11 protein-coding genes are annotated in these 13,266 nt (G+C 71.8%); 3 read left to right on the forward strand and 8 right to left on the reverse strand.

Translation table 11 applies throughout. From position 1 onward, the window contains the following. From ACOJTC_RS11190 to ACOJTC_RS11200, 3 genes are all read right to left on the reverse strand, one after another. Positions 1–1,290: ABC transporter substrate-binding protein (locus ACOJTC_RS11190; RefSeq protein WP_420116793.1), on the reverse strand; the 1,290-nt coding region annotated here is incomplete at its 3' end. Positions 1,291–1,318: 28 nt separating this feature from the next. Further along, positions 1,319–2,305 carry a Gfo/Idh/MocA family protein gene (locus ACOJTC_RS11195; protein WP_420116794.1) on the reverse strand — a complete coding sequence of 329 codons (987 nt, stop codon included), beginning with the start codon at positions 2,303–2,305 and terminating at the stop codon, positions 1,319–1,321. Beyond that, complete coding sequence (locus ACOJTC_RS11200) at positions 2,302–3,549, reverse strand: M20 metallopeptidase family protein (protein ID WP_204923376.1); 1,248 nt, start codon at positions 3,547–3,549, stop codon at positions 2,302–2,304. The genes ACOJTC_RS11195 and ACOJTC_RS11200 overlap by 4 nt, the downstream gene beginning before the upstream one ends. 111 nt (positions 3,550–3,660) lie before the next feature. Between ACOJTC_RS11200 and ACOJTC_RS11205 the strand changes: the two genes are divergently transcribed. From ACOJTC_RS11205 to ACOJTC_RS11215, 3 genes are all read left to right on the forward strand, one after another. Beyond that, entirely contained in the window at positions 3,661–4,485 is an 825-nt protein-coding gene (locus ACOJTC_RS11205; RefSeq protein ID WP_420116795.1) for an amidohydrolase family protein, read from the forward strand. A 144-nt stretch (positions 4,486–4,629) separates the two neighbouring features. Further along, on the forward strand, positions 4,630–6,003 hold the full coding sequence (locus tag ACOJTC_RS11210; RefSeq protein ID WP_420116796.1) for a glycoside hydrolase family 43 protein: 1,374 nt from the start codon (positions 4,630–4,632) through the stop codon (positions 6,001–6,003). Between the two features lie 83 nt (positions 6,004–6,086). After that, the gene (locus tag ACOJTC_RS11215; protein WP_420116797.1) at positions 6,087–7,031 is read left to right on the forward strand and encodes a hypothetical protein; all 945 of its coding nucleotides are present in this window, start codon (positions 6,087–6,089) and stop codon (positions 7,029–7,031) included. A gap of 26 nt (positions 7,032–7,057) precedes the next feature. Here ACOJTC_RS11215 and ACOJTC_RS11220 read toward each other — a convergent pair whose 3' ends face one another. The 5 genes from ACOJTC_RS11220 to ACOJTC_RS11240 all read right to left on the reverse strand — a co-directional run bounded on the left by ACOJTC_RS11220 (position 7,058) and on the right by ACOJTC_RS11240 (position 13,188). Continuing rightward, positions 7,058–8,542: an MFS transporter gene (locus tag ACOJTC_RS11220; RefSeq protein ID WP_420116798.1), complete on the reverse strand. Its 1,485-nt coding sequence runs from the start codon at positions 8,540–8,542 to the stop codon at positions 7,058–7,060. A gap of 89 nt (positions 8,543–8,631) precedes the next feature. Continuing rightward, on the reverse strand, positions 8,632–9,894 hold the full coding sequence (locus ACOJTC_RS11225) for a helix-turn-helix transcriptional regulator (RefSeq protein WP_420116799.1): 1,263 nt from the start codon (positions 9,892–9,894) through the stop codon (positions 8,632–8,634). A 239-nt stretch (positions 9,895–10,133) separates the two neighbouring features. Then, positions 10,134–10,880: an SDR family NAD(P)-dependent oxidoreductase gene (locus ACOJTC_RS11230; RefSeq protein ID WP_420116800.1), complete on the reverse strand. Its 747-nt coding sequence runs from the start codon at positions 10,878–10,880 to the stop codon at positions 10,134–10,136. After that, complete coding sequence (locus ACOJTC_RS11235; RefSeq protein ID WP_363658541.1) at positions 10,877–12,511, reverse strand: FAD-binding protein; 1,635 nt, start codon at positions 12,509–12,511, stop codon at positions 10,877–10,879. The genes ACOJTC_RS11230 and ACOJTC_RS11235 overlap by 4 nt, the downstream gene beginning before the upstream one ends. Before the next feature lie 287 nt (positions 12,512–12,798). Beyond that, the gene (locus tag ACOJTC_RS11240; protein ID WP_420116801.1) at positions 12,799–13,188 is read right to left on the reverse strand and encodes a winged helix-turn-helix transcriptional regulator; all 390 of its coding nucleotides are present in this window, start codon (positions 13,186–13,188) and stop codon (positions 12,799–12,801) included. Positions 13,189–13,266 lie beyond the last annotated feature (78 nt).

The following is a 13,266-nucleotide window of genomic DNA, read 5'->3' on the forward strand; positions in this document are numbered from 1 at the left end:
GCCCTGCTTCTTGGTGGGGCTGCGCTCCAGCGCCTGCTGCATCTGGTCGGCCCACTTGTCCACGGTGAGCTGGCCGAGGGTGACCTGCTGCCAGCCCCGGGCCAGGGCGTCGGCCTCCGGGCCGGAGAGCATCACGCCGGCGTGCAGGGTCGGCTGGGCGACCAGTTCCTGGATCTTGAGGAAGGCCGGCGACGACGGCAGCAGCGCCTTGTCGACGGTCTTGTTCAGCGGCTGGCCCTTGCCGTACTTCACCCAGAGCTCGCCGTTCTCCTTACCGGCGAGCCAGCTGATGAACTCCAGCCCGGCCTGCTTCTTCTCGCTCCACTGGGTGACCCCGTAGACCGCGCCCTCGATGCCGGAGAACTTGCCGGCCAGCGGCGCGGCCGGGTCGATCGCCGGCCACCGGGTGACGCCGAGCTTGTCGTCGCCCAGGGCCTTGCCGAACGCCTCCCAGTTCACCGCGTCGGAGATGATGGTGCCGGCGAACGCGGCGTCGCCGCGCTGGAAGATGTCCGCGCCGTCGGGCAGCATCGTGATCGACGGGGCGTTCTTGTTGGCCCAGCCCTTGGTGGTGATCTCGGCCAGCTTGCCGAGCACCGACACCAGCTTCGGGTCCTTCCAGGACAGCTTCCCGGCGAGCAGCGCCCGGATGTCGTCCTCGGTGAGGTAGTTGCGGGCGATCTCCGGGAAGTCCCAGTACGCGGGGAAGGTGCCGGACAGGCCCAGCGCCAGGCAGGTCTTGCCGGCCTTCTTCACCGCCTCGCAGGCGGCCCCGAACTCGTCCCAGGTGGCCGGGGGCTGCTCCGGGTTCAACCCGGCGGCGGTCAGGACGGCCTTGTTGTAGTACAGGACGTTGCCCTGGTAGGAGAACGGCACCCCGTAGCAGGTCTTGCTCGTGTCGAAGCCCTCGCAGGCCCCGCTGTAGGTGACCAGGTCCTTGGTGATCTCGGCGGCCTTGTCACCCAACGGCACGTACGCGCCGCGCCTGTCGAACAGCTCCAGCCCGGCGTTGTTGGCCATCACGTCCGGCCCCGACTGCGAGGTGATGTACGGGCCCTGCACCTCGGGGTACTTGTCGAACGGGACGGACTGCATCTCCAGCTTGATGTCCGGGTGGCTGCCCTCGAAGCTGGTCTTGACCTGCTTCCAGTACTCGGCCCCACCCGGCTCCCAGGTCAGCACCTTGAGGGTGACCGGGCCGTCGGCGGCGTCGTCGCCACCGCATCCGGTCAGCAGGGCGGCGGCGGCCATGCCGGCGGCGAGGGCACCGGCCAATCTCCGTCGAAACATCGGTTAGCTCCTGTCACAGGTGGGGGGCTCAGGGGAGTCGGCGGACCGCGCCGCCGCTGTCGGCGCTGCCGGCCACGGCCTCGGCGACCTGCACCACGTGCAGTCCGTCGGCGAGTGGGACGACCGCCGTCGGTGCGGTGCCGTCGATCCGGCTCAGGAAGTGCCGTAGCTCGGCGGCGAGCGCGCCGCCGCCGTCGACCGGGGACAACAGCCAGTCCGGCGCCTCGGTCGGCTCGCCCTGGACGAGCAGCGTGGGGTGGCCGAGGTCGACGTGGGCGACCCCGTCGGTGCCGTACACCTCGACCAGGTCCGAGGTGTGGTGGGGAGTGCTCTCGGGAAGCAGGTAACTGTTGCGGATCGACGACACGACGTCGTTGGCGTGTCGCAGCTCCGCCCACACCAGGACCGGGGTGGCCGATCCGGGTCGGGTCCGGGCCGCCGCACGGACCTCGACCACCGGCGCTCCGGCGTACCAGAGGGCCAGGTCGATGTCGTGGACGGCGGTGAGTAGCGCGGGGTGTTCGCGCGGGAAGAGCCGGCTCAGGGTGCGGGGCCGGTCACGGCGGGACGACACGGCGAGCACGTCGCCGAGCCGGCCGGCGCGGATCGCGTCGTGCAGGGCCCGGTGCGGCGGGCTGTGCCGCAGAATGTGCCCCGGCTGGCAGAGCACCCCGGTTCGGTCGGCGGTGTCGACGATGGCGGCGGCGTCGGCGACGCTGGTGGCGAGCGGCTTCTCCACCAGCACCGGCACCCCGGCGTCGAGCAAAGCCACGGCCACCGCCCGGTGTGCCGGGCCGGGCACGCAGACCGAGGCGGCGTCCGGTGTCGTGTCGGCGAGCAGGCTTGCGACGTCGGCGTACGCCTGCGGCACCTGGTACTGCGCGGCCACCCGGGCGCGGGTCGCGGCGTCCGGCTCGACCAGGGCCGCCACCGGCACGCCGAGCGACCGGTACGCGGCCAGGTGCCGGACCCCGAACGCCCCGGCCCCGATCACGGCCACCGACGGGCGGCTCATGCCCCGACCGCCTCGACGGCGTCGGTCCGGTCACCCGGGCCGGGCCGACCGGGCCCGGCGTCCCCGTGACCGTCGGGAGCGGCCAGCCGTCCGTCGAGCACCGCCCGGGTGAGCCGTTCCAGGGCGGCCACCCCGACGCCGAGGCAGCGTTCGTCGACGTCGAAGGCGCCGGAGTGCAGCGGTGCGCCGCCCTGTTCGCCGGTGACGCCGAGCTTGACGTACAGGCTGGGGCCGAGCGCGGCGAGCAGCGCGAAGTCGTCGGTGGTCAGTGGGGGCTCGGTCAGGTCGGCGACCTCGACCACCCCGGGCAACTCGGCGCGGGCGAGCGCCACCAGGGCCGCCGCGTTGCGGACCGGGGGCATCTCGTTGGCCCAGGTGAACCGCAGCCCGAGGTCGAGCGCGGCGGCCTGCTGCCGGGCGATCCGCTCGATGACCTCCTTGAGCCGGGCGCGGGTGGCCTCGTCGTGGGTGCGCAGCGTGCCGGTGCCCTCGGCCCGCTCGGCGACCTGGCTCTGGCTGGCCCCACCGGCGATCGTGCCGATGTTGAAGGCCACCAGCTCGTGCGGGTTGCGGGAGCGGGCCACCCCGGCGTGCAGCAGGTTGACGATGCCGGCGAGGCCGAGGATCGCGTCGCGGCCCAGGGCCGGGGTGGCGGCGTGCGCGGCCCGACCGGTCACCTCGAACCGGAAGGCGTCCTTGGCCGCCATCGCGGTCACCCGGTCCACCCCGATCGTCCCCACCGGCAGGTCCGGCCAGCAGTGCAGGCCGAGGACGGCGTCGAAGCGCCTGTCGCGCAGGGCCTCGTCGGCGAGCACCGCGGCGGCGCCGGAGGTCGCGCCGAACGGGATCTCCTCGGCCGGCTGGAACAGCACGGTCACCGAGCCCCGGGCGGGCGGGTCGGCGGCGAGCCGGGCGGCGACGCCGGCCATCACGGTCATGTGCACGTCGTGCCCGCAGGCGTGACAGACCCCCGGGTTGGTCGACGCCCAGGGCACCTGCTTGGCGTCCTGAACCGGATAGGCGTCCATATCGGCCCGAAGCAACACCGAGGGTCCCTCGCTGCGTCCTTCGATCTCCGCGAGCAGGCCGGTGCCGGCGAGGCCGGTGTGGACCCGGGCGATCGGCGCGAGCCGCCCGGCGAGTACGGCGGCGGTCTGCTGTTCAGTGAACCGCAGCTCGGGGTGCTGGTGGAGCTGCCGACGCAGCCGTACCAGATCGTCAACGTCCTCGTGCGCCTGCACCACGCGGTTCACTCCTCGCCTACGTCCGATAATCCGGACCTAATTGAGACAAGAACCTAAGCGAGGGGTCCTCCCGCGTCAATGGGCAGCTCAGAATCGGTTAGGGTCCGCCCCATGGAACGCGCCGACGCCCACCTGCACCTGTTCGCCGACGGTTATCCCGGCCGGTACGGAAGGTCACCGGCGGGGGGTGACGAACTCGCCGTCTACCGGACGTTGCGCCACGAACACGGCATCGCGCGGGCCCTCGTGGTCGGCTACGAGGGCGGCCCGGAGTTCACCGGCAACAACCGGCACCTCGCCCGGCTCGCCGCGACACACGACTGGATCGTCCCCCTGGCGTACGTTCCGGTCACCGGCGTCGACCCCGCCGGACTGGACCGCATCCGGTCGGCGGGATTCGTCGGTCTCGCCGCGTACCTGCCGGACCCGGCCGCCGCCGACACCTTCGCCGAGTGGCTGACCGGGACCGCCGCGCCGCTCGCCGACACCGCGACGCTGCTCAGCCTCAACGCCCCACCCGAGGCCGCCGGACGCCTCGGCCGGGCGCTGGCCGCCCTCGACGGGTGCCCCGTGCTGTTCAGCCACCTCGGCCTGCCCGGCCGGCAGTCGACCGTCCCCGCTCCGCAGGCCGCCGCCGACCGGCTCGCCCCGCTGACCGACCTGGCCCGGCTGCCCCACGTCGGGGTCAAGGTCTCCGGCCTGTACGCCGTCAGCGACCCCGCCGAGGGCTACCCGCACCCCGCCGCCCGACCCTTCGTCGAGACGCTGCTGCACCACTTCGGCGCGCGCCGGCTCTACTGGGGTTCCGACTTCGCCCCCAGCCTCGACCACGTGTCGTTCGCCCAGACCCTGCACCCGGTCGGCCTCGACGGACTCTCCGCCGCCGAGGCGGCCGACGTGTACGGCGGCAACCTGCTGCGCGCCCTGGATGGCTGAGCAGCAGTCGACCGGCCCGGGGCGCGATGCGTCCGACCTGCGGGGCAGGGGGAGCGGGCCCGCCGAGACACTTGACGTCATCGATGTTAGCGATAACGTACGGGGACCACCGCCACCCCGCCTCCACCACCCCGAGGTGACCTGTTGAAGCGTCGTACCCTGCTGTCCGCCACCGGCGCCGCCCTCGCCGGCGCGACCCTGCTGCGTCCTGCCACCGCCTCCGCCGCCCCCGGCGACGGCTACGTCATGGCCTACTTCACCGAGTCGCCCAGCATGACCGCCGCCAACTACGGACTGCACCTCGCCGTCAGCACCGACGGCCTGAACTGGACCCCGCTCAACCAGAACCGCCCCGTCGCCACCCCGACGCTGGGCAGCCGGGGCCTGCGCGACCCGTTCGTCCTGCGTAAGCAGAACGGCGGATTCGTGGTGCTCGCCACCGACCTCAACGGCACCGACTGGAACTACCAGAGCCAGTACCTGCACGTCTGGGACTCCGCAGACCTGCGCACCTTCACCGGCTACCGGCTGCTCAAGGTGCACTCCCTGGCCACCCACGCCTGGGCGCCCGAGGCGTACTGGGACCCCGGACGCGGGCAGTACGCGGTCGTCTACTCCGCCGTCACCGGCGGTCGCAACGTGCTGATGGTCAACTACACCGGCGACTTCGTCACCGCGTCCGCCCCACAGACGTTCTTCGACCCCGGCTACGACGCCATCGACGGCAGCTTCGTCAGCGTCAACGGGGTCAACTACATGTACTTCAAGAACAACACCAACAGCACCCTGCTCGGCACCCGCTCCACCACCCTCAACCCGGGCAGCTTCAGCGTCCACACCGCCGCCATCGGCCCCGGCCGGGGAGTCGAGGCCCCGCAGATCGTCAAGTCCCACACCGCGAACACCTGGTACCTGTGGGGCGACACGTGGAGCCCCAACGGACGGTTCTTCTGCTGGCAGACCAGCAACGTGGCGGGCGGCGCGTGGAGCCTGCTCAACGACCGGGCGTACACGCAGCCGTTGAACTCCAAGCACCCCGGGATCGCCCCGGTCACCGCGGCCGAACTCACCGCGCTCACCACCGCCTGGGGGCTGCCCACCTGGAACCGGATCAAGTCGTACAACTTCCCCGACCGCTACGTGCGGCACGGCAACAACGTCGGACGCATCGACACGTACCCGTTCGAGCCGTACCAGGACCAACTGTGGACCCTGGTGCCCGGCCTGGCCGACCCGGCCGGGGTGTCGTTCCGCTCGGTGAACTACCCCGACCGGTACCTGCGCCACTACGACTACACGATCCGGCTGGCCGCCAACGACGGCACCAGCGCGTTCCGGGGCGACGCCACGTTCTACCGCACGGCCGGCCTCGCGGACTCCTCGTGGACGTCGTTCCGCTCGTACAACTTCCCCGACCGCTACCTGCGCCACTACGACTACCTGCTGCGCATCGACCCGCTCAGCGGCAGCTCACCGGCCACCGACCGGCAGGACGCCACCTTCCGGATCGGCTACTGACCCGTCCGGAGCAGCGCCACGGCACGCCGGCGGACGCCAAACCCGCCCGCCGGTGCCGGTGCGGCCGGTCCTATCCTGACGCGATGTCGTACGCCGAACTCCGTGTCGATGCCTGGAACGACCGGTCCGAGGAGGCCGCCGGCCGAATCGCCCGGGAGATCGCGGCGCGGCACGACCTTACCGTGGTGGGCCTGCGGGACACCGGCTACGCGGGACGCCGGCACCGCACCGCGTTGTTCGACCGGGGTGGGCTGCGGTTCGCGCTGGTGCCCGGCGGCCGGCCGACGCTCGGCTACGACGGGACGCGGTTCCGCCCCGGCGCCGCCCAGGCAGCCAGCTATGCCGACAGCGCCGAGGAGTACGGCCTGCCGCCGCTGACCGAGTACGTCGACGCGATGACCTCGCCCCTACGCGACGTCGACCTGCCGGCGATGCTGGTCGCGGTGGAGGCGTTCGAACCCGGCGAGATGCCGGTGCCGCCGGACGATCCGCGGGTCGGTGAACTCGTCGCGTCCCTCGACCACCGGGGCGACGGGGTGAGCACCGTGAGCTCCGCCGACGGGCTGACCGTCGAGCTGGACGCGGCCGGCCGGGTGACCCGGGCCGTGCTGGTCGAGGAGTTCGACCACGACGAGGCGATGGCCGCCCTGGCCGACCTGGGCCTGCGGACCACCAGCCCGGACGAGTGGGAGTGGGCCTGCGGCGCGGGCGCGACCACCCTGTTCCGCTGGGGCGACGACAGCCCCGACGACGGCTACCCGGTGGAGCATCCGACCGGGGCGCACCGGACGCCGAACCTGTGGGGGCTGGCGATCGGTCAGGACTCCTACCGGTACGAGGTGACGACCGAGCCGACGGTGGTGTGCGGCGGTGACGGCGGGGTCGTCACCTGCGGCGGCAGCGGCTTCTTCCTCGGCTGGCTGACCCTCGCGACCGCCTACCGGGACGGGGACTTCGGCCGGTGGCTCGCCTCCGACGACGGGTACGCCGACGAGACCCTGACCCGACCGGTGATCAGCCTGGGCTGAGCGACGGCCCACCGGCCGCCATCCGGCTACTCGCTCACCGCCGGCCGTACCGGGCCCGGGGCGTGTTCCACCCGGCCCGCGCCCCGGGCCCGACGGTCGACGACCAGGAGGAGCACGGCGACGGCGATCGCGACCGCCGCCAGCACCAGCGCCACCGTGTGCAGCGCGTCGGTGAAGTGCCGCCCGCGCAGGCCGACGGGGCTTGCGGCGGCGATGAACGCCCCGGCCGCCGCGATGCTCACGTTCTCGGTGGAGAGCCGGATGGTGTTGAACAGCCCGGCCGCCGCCCCCCGTCGGCTCTCGTCCGCCTCGGAGACGGCCAGCCGGTCGATGTGACCGGAGGGCAGCCCGGCCCCCGCCCCGATGGCGAGCAGGGGCAGCGCCATGGCGGGCAACGTGCTGCCCGGCGACAGGGTCACCAGCCCCAGCGCGCCGAGCCCGCAGAGCACCACCGACGTGACCAGGACCGGGGTCATCCCGATGTTCCTGATCAGGATGCCGCCCACCGGCGGCAACGCGATCGTCGGGGCGGTGAGCACCAGCATCCAGGCGCCCGCCTCGGTGGGGGACAGGCCCACCACGTTGATCAGGTACGACGGCAGGTAGACCAGGATCGGCACCAGCACCACCATCAGGGTGCCCGCGGTGATCGCGATCGCCGTGTACCGGGGATTGCGCAGCAGCGTCAGGTCGGTCACCGGGTGCGCCACCCGACGCTCCACACCGACGAACAACAGCAGCAGCACGGCGGACAGGGTCGCCCCGCCCCACAGCAGCGGATGCGTCGCCCCGAGCCGGGGCGCCTCCACCAGGGTCGCGATGCCGATCAGCGAGGCCCCGGTGAACAGCAGCGCCCCGGCCCAGTCGAACGGCGGGTGGGCCGACGTCCGGCGTCCGGTGGCGGGCGGGCGGGCGGCCAGGACGAGGCCGATCACCAGCACGCCCACCGCGGCGGGTACCCCGAACACGGCCTGCCACCCCAGCGTCTCCAACGCCACGCCGCTGAGTTGCGGTCCGAACGCCAACCCCACGCCGAGCAGGGTGCCCAGCAGGCCGAAGGCGCGGGCCTGCGCCCGGCCGGTCAGCACGACCGACAGCAGCGCCACCCCGCCGGTCACGGTGGCCGCCGCGCCGACGCCCGTAACGGCGCGGGTCAGGTTCAGCACCAGCACCGTCGGCGCGAACGCCGACGCGGCGGAGGCGACCGCGAAGACCGCCACCCCCGACAGGAACACCCGGTAGGGGCTCCACCGGTCGGTGACCGCGCCGCCCAGCACGAGGAAAGCGGCGAACGTCGCGTTGTAGGCGTTGACCACCCACTGCGCGGCGACGGTGCTGGTCTGGAGGTCGTGCTGGATGCCGGGCAACGCGACCGACGCGCCGGTGATGGTCAGCGGGAGGACCGTGGTGGCCAGCAGCACGGCCACCGCGTGGACCTGCGCCCGGCGGGTCGGCCCGTCCCGGTGCTCCTGCGCCCCGACGGAATCCGGAGCGGAGAGGTGACTAGACATGAGGTTCCGTTAGAGGTGTGGGTCACGGCGTCCGGGTTCCGTGGTGAGGGCGATCAGGTCGGGATGGCGTCGCCCGGCGACGCGGTGGATCAGCCCATGATCAGGCGGAGTTCCTTGCGGTTGCCGATGCCGAGCTTCTTGTACACATGGGTCAGGTGCTGCTCCACCGTGCTGATCGTGATGCTGAGATCCCGGGCGATCATCTTGTTCTGCTTGCCCCGGCCGGCCAGGGTGGCGACCTTCAACTCGCTGTCGGTGAGCGTCGACAGGAACGCCACCGGACGCCGCTCCAGCACCGTGACGGTAGCGTAGTCCCCGCAGCCGAAGTCGAGCGGTTCGGTCTGCAACCGGCGCAGGATCAGGAAGAAGTCGGGGCTCGACGAGAACCGCTCCAGTGTCGTGAGGATCGCCTCGCGGGCACCGCCGAAGACCACTGCGACGCTGTCCGTGGTCTCCAGGGCCCGGGCCCGTATCTCGTCGCTGCGGGCCTGCAACGCCGCATCCACCAGGTGTACGGCGACGTCCTGCTCGCCGAGCATCTGGTAGCCGGCCGCCGCCGCCAGCCGCCACGGGAAGAGATGCTCCAGCGCCATGCCCCACTCGGCCATGTTCCGTCCGCAGCTCATGAACCGGGTCACCGCGCCGCGTGGGTCACCGGTGCCCAGACAGAAGTGCCCGAAGCCGTGCCGGTACCACAGGCTGTAGCTGGACTCGTCCATCAACGCCGACGGGGTGGTACGCAGGTGGTTCACCGCCGCGCCGATCCGGCCCAGGGCCAGGTTGCCCAGGACCACGGTGGCCAGCGGCTCACCGATCCGGTGCGCCCAGCGCCTCGGCTGCATCATCCGCAGCGCCCGCTCACCCCACTCGACGCCGCCCTGCACGTCACCGTCGAGCAGCGCGCAGACGGCGTGCAGGCTGGTGAGCCGGGCCCGCCAACCGATCGGGTTCTGCCCGCCGAGACGCTGCCGGGCCGCCGCCGCGCAGGCGGCGGCGTTCGGATCCCCGGACAGCAGCAGGATGCGGATCGCGCAACTCACCAGCCACTCGACGCCGGTGGGAATCTGGCCGCCCTGGTTCTCCAGGTAGTCACGGGCCATGGTGACGTGGTCCAGGCCGGGCCAGGTGGCGGTCATCGCGTTGACCAACCCGAGGGTCATCAACTGCTCGCGGCTCATGTCCTCAAGGGACGTGCCGCGCCGGGACTCGCCGCAGGGGTAGAGGTCGGTGAGCCGGTCGAGGGCACCGGGGAAATCGCAGGAGGCCAGCACCAGCGACTTCCACCGGTCGGATTCACGTGCCTCGGGGTGGCCGGCGAGCGGTTCGAGGCTCGCCTCGATTCTCCGGAACACCCGGTCGTAACCAACGACCTGCCTGATCCGCCGTCGCGCGGAATCGACATCGGGCCGCAACCACGTCGCCGGGAACTCTTCCGGGTAATCGCCGAATAAGGGTTCGGTTATCATTGGTCCCCCTGCCGTGCAAGTCGTTCCGAATTGCGTGACCGGCCCCTATGAAAGCACTCCTGTCTGTTCGACCGCTGATCTTTACCGGCACTGATCTTCACCGGAACGTGCGGGCGGTACGGCCGTCAGCGGGAGATCCGTTCCTCTCCCGCGATGACGACCTCGGTGAACGGGTGCGGGGCGACCGGGTGCCCGGCGTTGACGATCCACGCCTCGCCGGTACGTCCCGTCGCGTGCGCCTGCTCGGCGGCGGCGGCCACCTCTTGCGGTGTCACCAACCCGACACCCGCGCGCACCAGCGCGTCGCGCCGGTCGGCGAGCATCGGGGTGTCCACCGCGCCCGGGCAGATCGCATTGATCCGGATGTTCACCTGCCCGAGCGGGCCCGCGAGGGACCGGGCCAGCCCGACCACCGCGTGCTTGCTCGCCGAGTACAGCGCGTCCGGCGACGGACGCAGCCCGGTGGTGCTGGCCGTGACCAGCACCGCGCCACCGCCGTGCGCCCGCATCGGCGTGTACGCGGCCTGCACGCCGAACACGACGGAGTCGACGTTGGTCCGCATCATCGACTGGTACGCCTGCGGGTCGAACCCGTCGCCGACCGCCGTGCCGGCGAGCACACCCACGTTGAGGTGCAACAGGTCCAGTGCCCCGTACCGGGCCAGGGTCGTCTCGACGTACTCCTGGCAGCCGGCCAGGGTGGTGGCGTCGGTGTGCACGAACAGCCCGTCGCACCCGCCGGCCACCGCGCGCCCCCGCCCGGCGTCACGGTCCACGATCACCACCCGCCAACCCCGGGACCGGAAGCGGTGGGCCACTGCGGAGCCGATCCCACCGGCTCCCGCAGTGACCACCAGGACCTGTCCGGTCACGGAGCCGCCACGCCCAGGACGTGGCTGAACACGTTGAGCGGGTCGTAGGCCGCCTTGGCCAGTTGCAGGCGTGGGTAGTTGTCGCCGTAGAACAGCGTCGACCACGACACGCCGGAGGTGTTCTGGGTGCTGTCGAGGAAGTCGATGTCGGGCCAGTTGATGTAGGACCCCTCGTTGCGGGCGTCCGGCGCCGGCACCCCGCCGGTCTCGGCGTACACGTCCCGGTAGAGCCCGCGCAGCCAGTCGATGTTCACCGCGTCGGCGCTCGGGTCGTCCCAGTAGCTGGTGAACGACGCGGCCATCACCGACGAGCGGTGCGCCGTCGCCGTCGCGGTGGGAGCGGTGGCGTTGATCGCCCCGCCGTACGACAGCAGCGTCAGGCCGGACGCCGGGTTGGTGTAGCCGCTCGCCGTGAGCCGGTCGAACACCCGCCCCGCCTGGGCGTCGGTGTAGCGCTGCTTGAGCAGGCCACCCTTGCTCTTGGAACGCAGCGGGCCGGTGATGCCGAACGCGGCGGCCGTGGTCGGCAGGTTCAGCGTGCTGGTCAGCCACGGCCGGGTGCCGGTGTCGAGGATCGTCGGCGTCGCGGTGACGCCCGCGGTGATCGCGCTGACGTAGGAGCTGCGCAGGGTGTTGTTGCCGCTGACCGTGGGGTCGACCTGGGCGACGACCGACAGCCGGCCGTACTCGCTGCGGTTGGCGGTCAGCGCGGAGAACAGCTTGGTGCCGGTGGCCCCGGGGGCGCTGTTCAGCTCGTGCCAGGTGCCGTAGTTGGCCATGATCCGGACGAAGTCCGCCCGGGACACGTCGGCCCAGTTCCAGGTGAGGATGGTGTTGGCGACCGCGCCGGGAGGCGTCGGCAGCAGCGTGCTCGGGTTGGTGCCGGTGGCCGTGGCGCTGCGCAGCCAGAACCGGGTGACGATGCCGAAGTTGCCGCCCCCGCCGCCGGTGTGCGCCCACCACAGCTCGCGGTTCGGGTCCCCGGTGGCCCGGGTCGCCACGACGGACTTCGCCGTGCCGGTGGCGTCGACGATGACGACCTCGACGGCGTCGATGTAGTCGGCGACGATGCCGTGCTGCCGGGACAGCATGCCGAAGCCGCCGCCGGTGGCGTGCCCGCCGATGCCGACGCTCTGGCAGGAGCCACCGGGGACGGTGACGCCCCACCCCCAGTCCAGCCGCCGGTACAGGTCGCCGAGGGTGACCCCGCCCTGCACGCAGAAGGCGTTACGGGTGGTGTCGAAGGTGACCGAGCGCATCTCGACCAGGTCGATGACGACCTTCGCCGCCGGGTCGTCGACGAAGTTCTCCAGGCAGTGCCCGCCGCTGCGGACCACGACCTTCTTACCGGCCGTCACGGCCGCCTGCACCGCGGCGACGACCTGCTTGGTGGTGCTGACGATCCGCACCGCCTCCGGGCTGCCCACGAAGCGGCGGTTGAACCCGCGCTGGAGGGCGTCGGCGTAACGGCGGTCGGTGGGGCCGATCGTCACCGGCCCGGGAGTCTTCTGCCCACCGGCCAGGCTGTCGACCTGGGCGGGCGCGGCGACCACGTGGTCGCCGATCAGCGTGCTCGCACCTGCGCCGGCGATGACGGTGCCGACACCGGACATCAACCGCCTACGGCTCAACCGGGACAAGCTTCCCCCTGGAATTGAGTGAATGTGGGGTGGACACCGCGCCCGATGCGTCGAGGCCCGGCGAAGAAACGTCAATGGGGGCGCGCGGCGATGCGCTCGCCACCTGTCGAACGGACCGTAACCTTACTATGGGAATTTCGCCGCAGCCAACGGTCGAAGCGCTCGCCAGAACCCCTAGATCTCCCCTAGGGGAATTGTGTCCTGGATCACCTGAGTCGACGGTAATGGATGCACTCAGCTATCCGGCCGGCACCCCGAATCAATACAGAAATGCCTGATCAGCGCAGTTCTGCCCGGCCCTGTCGGGCATGTTCGCGGTCGTATGCCTCCTGCGCGTCGAGCATCGCGCCGAGGTGGTCCTGCGCCCACTGCACGGCCAGCTCGATGGCGGGCAGCAGGGTCCGGCCCAGCTCGGTCAGGCCATAGTGGACGCTGCGCGGCGGGCCGGGCTGTTCCACCCGGGCGACGAAGCCGTCCCGCTCCAGGCCGCGGAGCGCCGCAGTCAGCACCTTCGCCGTGACCGGGCCGATCTGCGCCCGGATGTCGGAGTACCGCATCGGTTCCTCGGCCAACAGGGAGATCACCATGGCCGTCCACTTGTCGCCGATGTGGATCGGCGCGATGCCGGAGGGGCAGACCGGATCGAAGCGCGAGGTGGAGTCCGTCACCGAACCAGCCTAACGAGGTTTCCCGAAGGAAACCCCGGTGCTCGTTACCGTGGCACGCCGGCACCGTTCGCAGCCGTA

It is taken from the genome of Micromonospora sp., from assembly GCF_048594385.1.
GTDB lineage: Bacteria > Actinomycetota > Actinomycetes > Mycobacteriales > Micromonosporaceae > Micromonospora > Micromonospora wenchangensis.

What these genes read in the sequence shown, in the direction of transcription:
- ACOJTC_RS11195 (WP_420116794.1), bottom strand. Translation starts at nt 2,305, where the DNA reads ATGAGCCGCCCGTCGGTGGCCGTGATCGGGGCCGGGGCGTTCGGGGTC.
- ACOJTC_RS11215 (WP_420116797.1), top strand. Translation starts at nt 6,087, where the DNA reads ATGTCGTACGCCGAACTCCGTGTCGATGCCTGGAACGACCGGTCCGAG.
- ACOJTC_RS11205 (WP_420116795.1), top strand. Translation starts at nt 3,661, where the DNA reads ATGGAACGCGCCGACGCCCACCTGCACCTGTTCGCCGACGGTTATCCC.
- ACOJTC_RS11220 (WP_420116798.1), bottom strand. Translation starts at nt 8,542, where the DNA reads ATGTCTAGTCACCTCTCCGCTCCGGATTCCGTCGGGGCGCAGGAGCAC.